The sequence below is a fragment of the Methylobacterium sp. 22177 genome (genome assembly GCF_052045615.1).
Lineage (GTDB): Bacteria > Pseudomonadota > Alphaproteobacteria > Rhizobiales > Beijerinckiaceae > Methylobacterium > Methylobacterium radiotolerans.
This window is the reverse complement of sequence record NZ_JBQEPK010000055.1, coordinates 24,509-30,510: the sequence shown is the minus strand read 5'-3', so window position 1 is coordinate 30,510 and position 6,002 is coordinate 24,509. Positions and strand designations below refer to the sequence as shown.

Genomic DNA, 6,002 nt, shown 5'->3' with positions numbered 1-6,002 from the left:
TGCCGGTACGCGTGTCGTGTGAGGACGCGGCCGCGGGGCGTGCGCTGCACGAAGCCGCGCTGGATCAGGTAGGGCTCGATGATGTCCTCGATGGCGTCGCGCGGCTCCGACAAGGCCGCGCCGATGGTCTCGATCCCCACCGGGCCGCCCCCGAACGCGCGCGCGATCAGGCTCAGGTACTTGCGGTCCATCACGTCCAGACCCGCCCCGTCCACGTCCAGGAGCTGCAGCGCCCGGTCGGCGATCGCCCGCGTCACCGTCTCGGCCTCCGCCACGACCGCGAAATCCCGCACCCGCCGCAACAGCCGCCCCGCGATCCGCGGCGTGCCCCGCGCCCGCCGGGCGATCTCGTTGGCGCCCTCCGCCGACATGCCCAAGCCCAGGACCCGCGCGCCGCGCGCCACGATCTGCTCCAGCTCGTCGATCTCGTAGAACTCCAGCCGGATCGGGATCCCGAACCGGTCGCGCAGCGGCGTCGTCAGCAGCCCCGCCCGCGTCGTGGCGCCGACCAGGGTGAACTTCGGCAGCTCGATCTTGACCGAGCGCGCCGCCGGGCCCTCGCCGATGATCAGGTCGAGCTGGTAGTCTTCCATGGCCGGGTAGAGGATCTCCTCGACCGCCGGGTTGAGCCGGTGGATCTCGTCGATGAACAGGACGTCGCGCTCCTCCAGGTTGGTGAGCTGCGCGGCCAGGTCGCCGGCCTTGGCGATCACCGGCCCGGAGGTCGAGCGGAAGTTCACACCCAGCTCGCGCGCCACGATCTGGGCCAGCGTCGTCTTGCCCAGCCCCGGCGGACCGACGAACAGCACGTGGTCGAGCGCCTGACCGGTCTTCTTCGCAGCCTCGATGAACACCTGCATGTTCGCACGCGCCGCACGCTGACCGATGAACTCCGACAGGCTCAGAGGGCGGATCGTCCGATCCGCCTCCGCGGCGGTCGCCTCCGCGCCCGGGAGCGGTTCCGGGCGGGCCGTCTTGATCGGCGCCGCCATTCAGGCCGCCCTGGCGCGACCCGACGCCTTCTCGAAGGGCTGCACGAAGGGCTGCACCAGGACCCGCCGGCCCGAGAGGTCGTGCACGCTCACCCGCCACTCGGCCCAGTCGGTGCGGTTGGCCAGCGACTGCCGCACGTCGGAGGCGACCTTCCGGGCCCGGTCGACGAGGCGTGCCGTCGCGCGGACCTCGGTGCCGCGGGCGTCGAACACGCATTCGAGGCCGTTGGTGCAGTGGAACCGGTACTTGGCCATCCCTCGCTCCTCCTCGGCCGCCCCGCGCGGCGCTCACCGTGTGTTCACTATATGTTCTCAAATCGGCGGGATCCAGCCCCGGCGAAGCGTCGCAGGCGTCCCCGGCGCGGCCCGCGCGCCGGCGGTTCGGCTGCGGCCGATGGGGTCGGCCCGGAACACCGCGCGTCCCGCGGGCTTACCGGGCGAGACGCTTCACCGCCGGACCGGGATCCCACCATGCGCGCCACGCTCCTCGCCCTCCTGCTGGCCGCCGGCCTGGGCACGCCCGGCCGCGCCGCCGAGGCGCCGGCCGGATCCGACGCCCTGAAGCCGATGGTGGAATCCAACGACCTCGTCTTCAACGGCATCACCCGGTCCTCGGACGGCCGGCTGTTCTCGCCGTTCCAGCGGCAGAGCAAGGATTCGGGGATCGAGCTCGGCGAGTGGCGGGACGGCAAGGCGGTGCCGTTCCCCGACGCGGCCTGGAACGCCTGGAAGACGGGCGACGACCCGGCCAAGGCCTTCGTGGCGGTCAACGCCATCCGGATCGGCCCGGACGGGGACCTCTGGGTGGTCGACAAGGGCGCGCCCGGCATGGGCGCGGCGCCGCTGCCGGGCGGCCCGAAGCTCGTGCAGATCGACCTCGCCACGAACACCGTTCGTAAGGTCTACCCGCTCCAGGCGGCGACCACCGAGAAGAGCTTCATCGACGATTTCCGCTTCAACGGCGGCCACATCTACCTGACGGATGCCGGCCAGCCCGGTCTGATCGTCCTCGACCGCGAGACCGGCGGCCTGCGGCGGGTGCTCGACGGCCACTGGTCGACCATCGCGCAGCGCCCGCTGACCGGTCAGGGCCGGGTGCTCCGGGACGACAAGGACAAGCTGCTGTTCATCCACGCCGACCAGCTGGAAGTCTCGCCGGACGGGAAGACCTTCTACTACCAGGCGTGCACCGGGCCGCTCTACAGCATCGAGACCCGGTACCTCGACGACGCCGCCGTGAGCGACGCCGAGCGCGCCGAGCACGTGAAGCTCCACGCCGCCACGGTGGCGACCGGCGGCACCGCCATCGACGCGGCGGGCACCATCTACGCGAGCGACACGGACGGCCTGCGGATCCTCAAGATCGCGCCGGACGGGACGATGAGCACGCTGGTGCAGGACCCCCGGCTCGTCTGGGTCGACGCGATGTGGATCGACGAGCAGGGCGGCCTGTGGATCCCGGCGGCGCAGATGAACCGCACGCCGGCGATGAGCGGCGGCGCGGCCTCGGCGGTCAAGTTCCCGACGACGATCTACCGGATGCAGATCGACGCCAAGCCGCTGCGCAACTGAGGCCGGTTCAGCCTGTCTCAGGCGCGGCGTTGCGTTCGGCGCGCGGCGGCTGACGGCGAACCGGGATCCGGGGTTACAAGTTGGATCGAGGCGGGTGCCGGGTCCGTGACCCGGCACCGTGACCCGGCACGACGATAGGATGGACCGACCATGCGCAGGATGCAGTCGTCGCGGCGGGCCGCCGCCTTCCTGGCTGCCGGCCTGATCGTCGCCTTCGCCCCGCCGGCGCGGGCCGACGCCGCCCTGGTCCTGCGGGAGACCCGGCTGCACACGCCGCCGGACTCGCACGAGCCGCAGCGGGCGCTGGTCAACCTGCGCAACACCGGCCCGGACCTCGCGACGAACGTGACCGTCCTGTGCACCTTCACCGGAGCCGGCGGGGCGGTGCTCGACACGCAGCGGGCCTCGGTGCCGGAGGTCGTGGGCCTCGCCGACGTGCAGGCCGAGACGATCTACTACGGCTGGCCCCGCGCGAGCAGCGCCACCTGCCGCCTCGCCGAGCCGTAGCCGGCGGCCCCATCACCGGGACGCACGCCCGCCGGTCTCGGGGCCGCCGGGGCCTCCGAGGCAGCCTCAGCGGTTTCCGCGCGTTGTGGTCGGTTGCCGTGGCGTCCGAGGTCCGTTTCCGGCAGAAGGCGTCCACGACCCGCCACTCTGTCGCAGCGCCAGCCCCGTGCCCGTATCACCCGCCCTCCCAGCCCCGGCGATCCGCCCCGACCGCCCCGCGCGGCCGGCGGGGGACGCGGTCGCGACGCACGGACGCTGAGCGTGGACGAGACGGGGACCGAGGCGCTCCTGCGGCGCGCCCGCGCGCTGGAAGAGGAAGCCGCCGGACTCCGGGCGCGGGCGGCCGCCGCGCGGGAGGACGCCCGGCCGCTCCCGCAGCCCCCCGCGGATTCGGACAGGACCGGCCGGGCCCTCCGGGAGGCCGAGGCGCGCCTGCTGCGGGCGCAGGAGGCGGGCGGGATCGGCCTGTTCACCGTCGGGGTCGACGACGGGCTCCTGCACCCGACCCCGCAATTCTGCCGGCTCTACGGCCTGCCGGAGCGCGACACCTACCCGGCCGAGCTGGTCGAGGCGCTGATCCTGCCGGAGGACCAGGCGCTCATCTCGACGGCGGCGAGCCGGCGCCGCGGCGACGCCCCGCGGGACGTCGCCTACCGGATCCGGCGGCCGGATACCGGGGAGATCCGCTGGATCGCCCGGCAGGGGGAGATCGAGCGCGACGCCGCGGGACGGCCGGTGCGGTTCTCCGGAGTGGCGCGCGACATCACCGAGCAGCGGGAGGCCCGCGACGCCCTGCGCGCCGGCGAGGAGCGCTACCGGACCTTGTTCGAGGCCATCGACGACGGCTTCTGCATCATCGAGTTCTTCGACGGCCCGCACGGCCCGCTGAGCGACTACGTCCACGTCGAGGCCAATCCCGGCTACGAGCGCCACACCGGCATCGCCGGCATCGTCGGGCGGACGCTGCGCGACCTCGTGTCGGCCGCGGACGCGGAGGCCTGGCTCGAACTCTACGGCGGCGTGCTGCGCACCGGACTCCCGATCCGGTTCGAGCGCTTCTTCGCCCAGGCCGACCGCTTCATCGACGTCTCGGCCGCCCGGATCGGGCCGGCGAGCCGGCGCCAGGTCTCGGTGCTGTTCCGGGACATCACGGCGCGCCGGCAGGCGGAGGACGCCCTGCGCGCCAGCGAGGCGCTCGCCCGGACCAACATCGAGCGCGTGCAGCTCGCCCTCGCGGCCGGCGCCATCATCGGCACGTGGCACTGGGACCTGCCGAGCGACCGGTTCACGGTCGACGAGGGCTTCGCCCGCAGCTTCGGCCTCGACCCGGCGCTCGGCCGGGACGGCATCCCGCTCGCCCGGATCGTCGCGACCGTGCACCCGGACGACCAGGCCGGGCTGGCGGCCGCCATCAACGCGGCCGTCGCCCGGGGCGGCGCCTACGCGCACCAGTACCGGGTGCGCCGCGCCGACGGGCACTATTACTGGCTGGAGGCCAACGGCCGCGTCGACCACGCGCCCGACGGCACGCCCCTGAGCTTCCCCGGGGTCCTGATCGACGTGGACGAGCGCCGCGCCGTCGAGGCCGAGCGGGACCGCGTCGCCGCGGCGCTGCGCAGCCTCAACGAGACCCTGGAGCAGCGGGTCGCCGAGCGGACGGCCGAGCTGATGCGCGCCGAGGAGGCCCTGCGCCAGTCGCAGAAGATGGAGGCGGTCGGCCAGCTCACCGGCGGGCTCGCCCACGACTTCAACAACATGCTGGCCGGGATCGTCGGCTCGCTGGAGCTGATGCAGACCCGGATGCTGCAGGGGCGGGTCGGCGACCTCGACCGCTACATCGGCGCGGCGCAGGGCGCGGCCAAGCGCGCCGCCGCCCTGACCCACCGCCTGCTGGCCTTCTCGCGCCGCCAGACCCTCGACCCGAAGCCGACGGACGCGAACCGCCTGGTCGAGGGCATGATGGAGCTCGTCCGCCGCACGGTCGGCCCGTCGGTGGCGATCGAGTCGGTCGGGGCCGGCGGCCTGTGGCCGACGCTGGTCGACCCGAGCCAGCTCGAGAACGCGCTGCTCAACCTGTGCATCAACGCCCGGGACGCGATGCCGGCGGGCGGGCGCATCGTCATCGAGACCGCCAACCGCTGGCTCGACCACCGGGCCGCCCAGGAACGCGAGCTGGAGCCGGGGCAGTACGTGACGCTCTGCGTCTCGGACAACGGCACCGGCATGACCCCCGACGTGGTCGCCAAGGCCTTCGACCCGTTCTTCACCACCAAGCCGATCGGCGAGGGCACCGGCCTCGGCCTGTCGATGATCTACGGCTTCGCCAAGCAGTCCGGCGGGCAGGTCCGGATCTACTCGGAGGTCGGCCAGGGCACGATGGTCTGCCTCTACCTGCCCCGCCATCTCGGCGAGGCGGAGGCCGAGGTGAGCCTGCCGGACCTCGCCCACGCGCCCCGCGCCGAGCAGGGCGAGACGGTCCTGGTGGTGGACGACGAGCCGACCGTGCGGATGCTGGTGACCGAGGTGCTGGAGGATCTCGGCTACGCGGCGATCGAGGCGGCGGACGGCGCCTCGGGGCTGAAGGTGCTCCAGTCGGACGTGCGCATCGACATGCTCATCACCGATGTCGGGCTGCCCGGCGGCATGAACGGCCGCCAGATGGCCGATGCCGGCCGCCAGCACCGCCCGGACCTGAAGGTCCTGTTCATCACCGGCTACGCCGAGAACGCCGCCCTCAACCACGGCCATCTCGGGCCCGGGATGCAGGTGATGACGAAGCCCTTCGCCCTGGAGGCGCTCGCCACCCGCATCCGCGGCATCATCGGCGGCGAGGGCTGAGGTCCGGCGGCCCGGGCCGGCGGTGCCCCCGGGCACACGGCGTCGCAGGCCCGCGCGGAACGGGTTCGCCGGCCCGCGCGTCATTGCCATACC

Annotated in this window: 5 protein-coding genes; 3 read left to right on the top strand and 2 right to left on the bottom strand. The window is 73.5% G+C overall.

Features of this window, described 5'->3' with window-relative positions; translation table 11 throughout:
* Positions 1-992: Holliday junction branch migration DNA helicase RuvB (gene ruvB / locus ACTJK8_RS28660; RefSeq protein ID WP_440762924.1), on the bottom strand; the 992-nt coding region annotated here is incomplete at its 3' end.
* Positions 993-1,247 (bottom strand): DUF6894 family protein, encoded by a 255-nt coding sequence (locus tag ACTJK8_RS28655; protein WP_012321355.1) that lies wholly within the window; start codon positions 1,245-1,247, stop codon positions 993-995.
* A gap of 216 nt (positions 1,248-1,463) precedes the next feature.
* On the opposite strand from ACTJK8_RS28655, the gene ACTJK8_RS28650 reads away from it, so the two are divergent.
* The 3 genes from ACTJK8_RS28650 (at position 1,464) to ACTJK8_RS28640 (ending at position 5,909) form a co-directional block, all read left to right on the top strand.
* Positions 1,464-2,564 (top strand): SMP-30/gluconolactonase/LRE family protein, encoded by a 1,101-nt coding sequence (locus ACTJK8_RS28650; protein WP_012321354.1) that lies wholly within the window; start codon positions 1,464-1,466, stop codon positions 2,562-2,564.
* A 150-nt stretch (positions 2,565-2,714) separates the two neighbouring features.
* The gene (locus ACTJK8_RS28645; protein WP_012321353.1) at positions 2,715-3,071 is read left to right on the top strand and encodes a hypothetical protein; all 357 of its coding nucleotides are present in this window, start codon (positions 2,715-2,717) and stop codon (positions 3,069-3,071) included.
* A gap of 261 nt (positions 3,072-3,332) precedes the next feature.
* Entirely contained in the window at positions 3,333-5,909 is a 2,577-nt protein-coding gene (locus ACTJK8_RS28640; RefSeq protein ID WP_024828799.1) for a PAS domain-containing protein, read from the top strand.
* Positions 5,910-6,002: the final 93 nt, after the last annotated feature.

What these genes read in the sequence shown, in the direction of transcription:
- ACTJK8_RS28650 (WP_012321354.1), top strand. Translation starts at nt 1,464, where the DNA reads ATGCGCGCCACGCTCCTCGCCCTCCTGCTGGCCGCCGGCCTGGGCACG.
- ACTJK8_RS28655 (WP_012321355.1), bottom strand. Translation starts at nt 1,247, where the DNA reads ATGGCCAAGTACCGGTTCCACTGCACCAACGGCCTCGAATGCGTGTTC.
- ACTJK8_RS28645 (WP_012321353.1), top strand. Translation starts at nt 2,715, where the DNA reads ATGCGCAGGATGCAGTCGTCGCGGCGGGCCGCCGCCTTCCTGGCTGCC.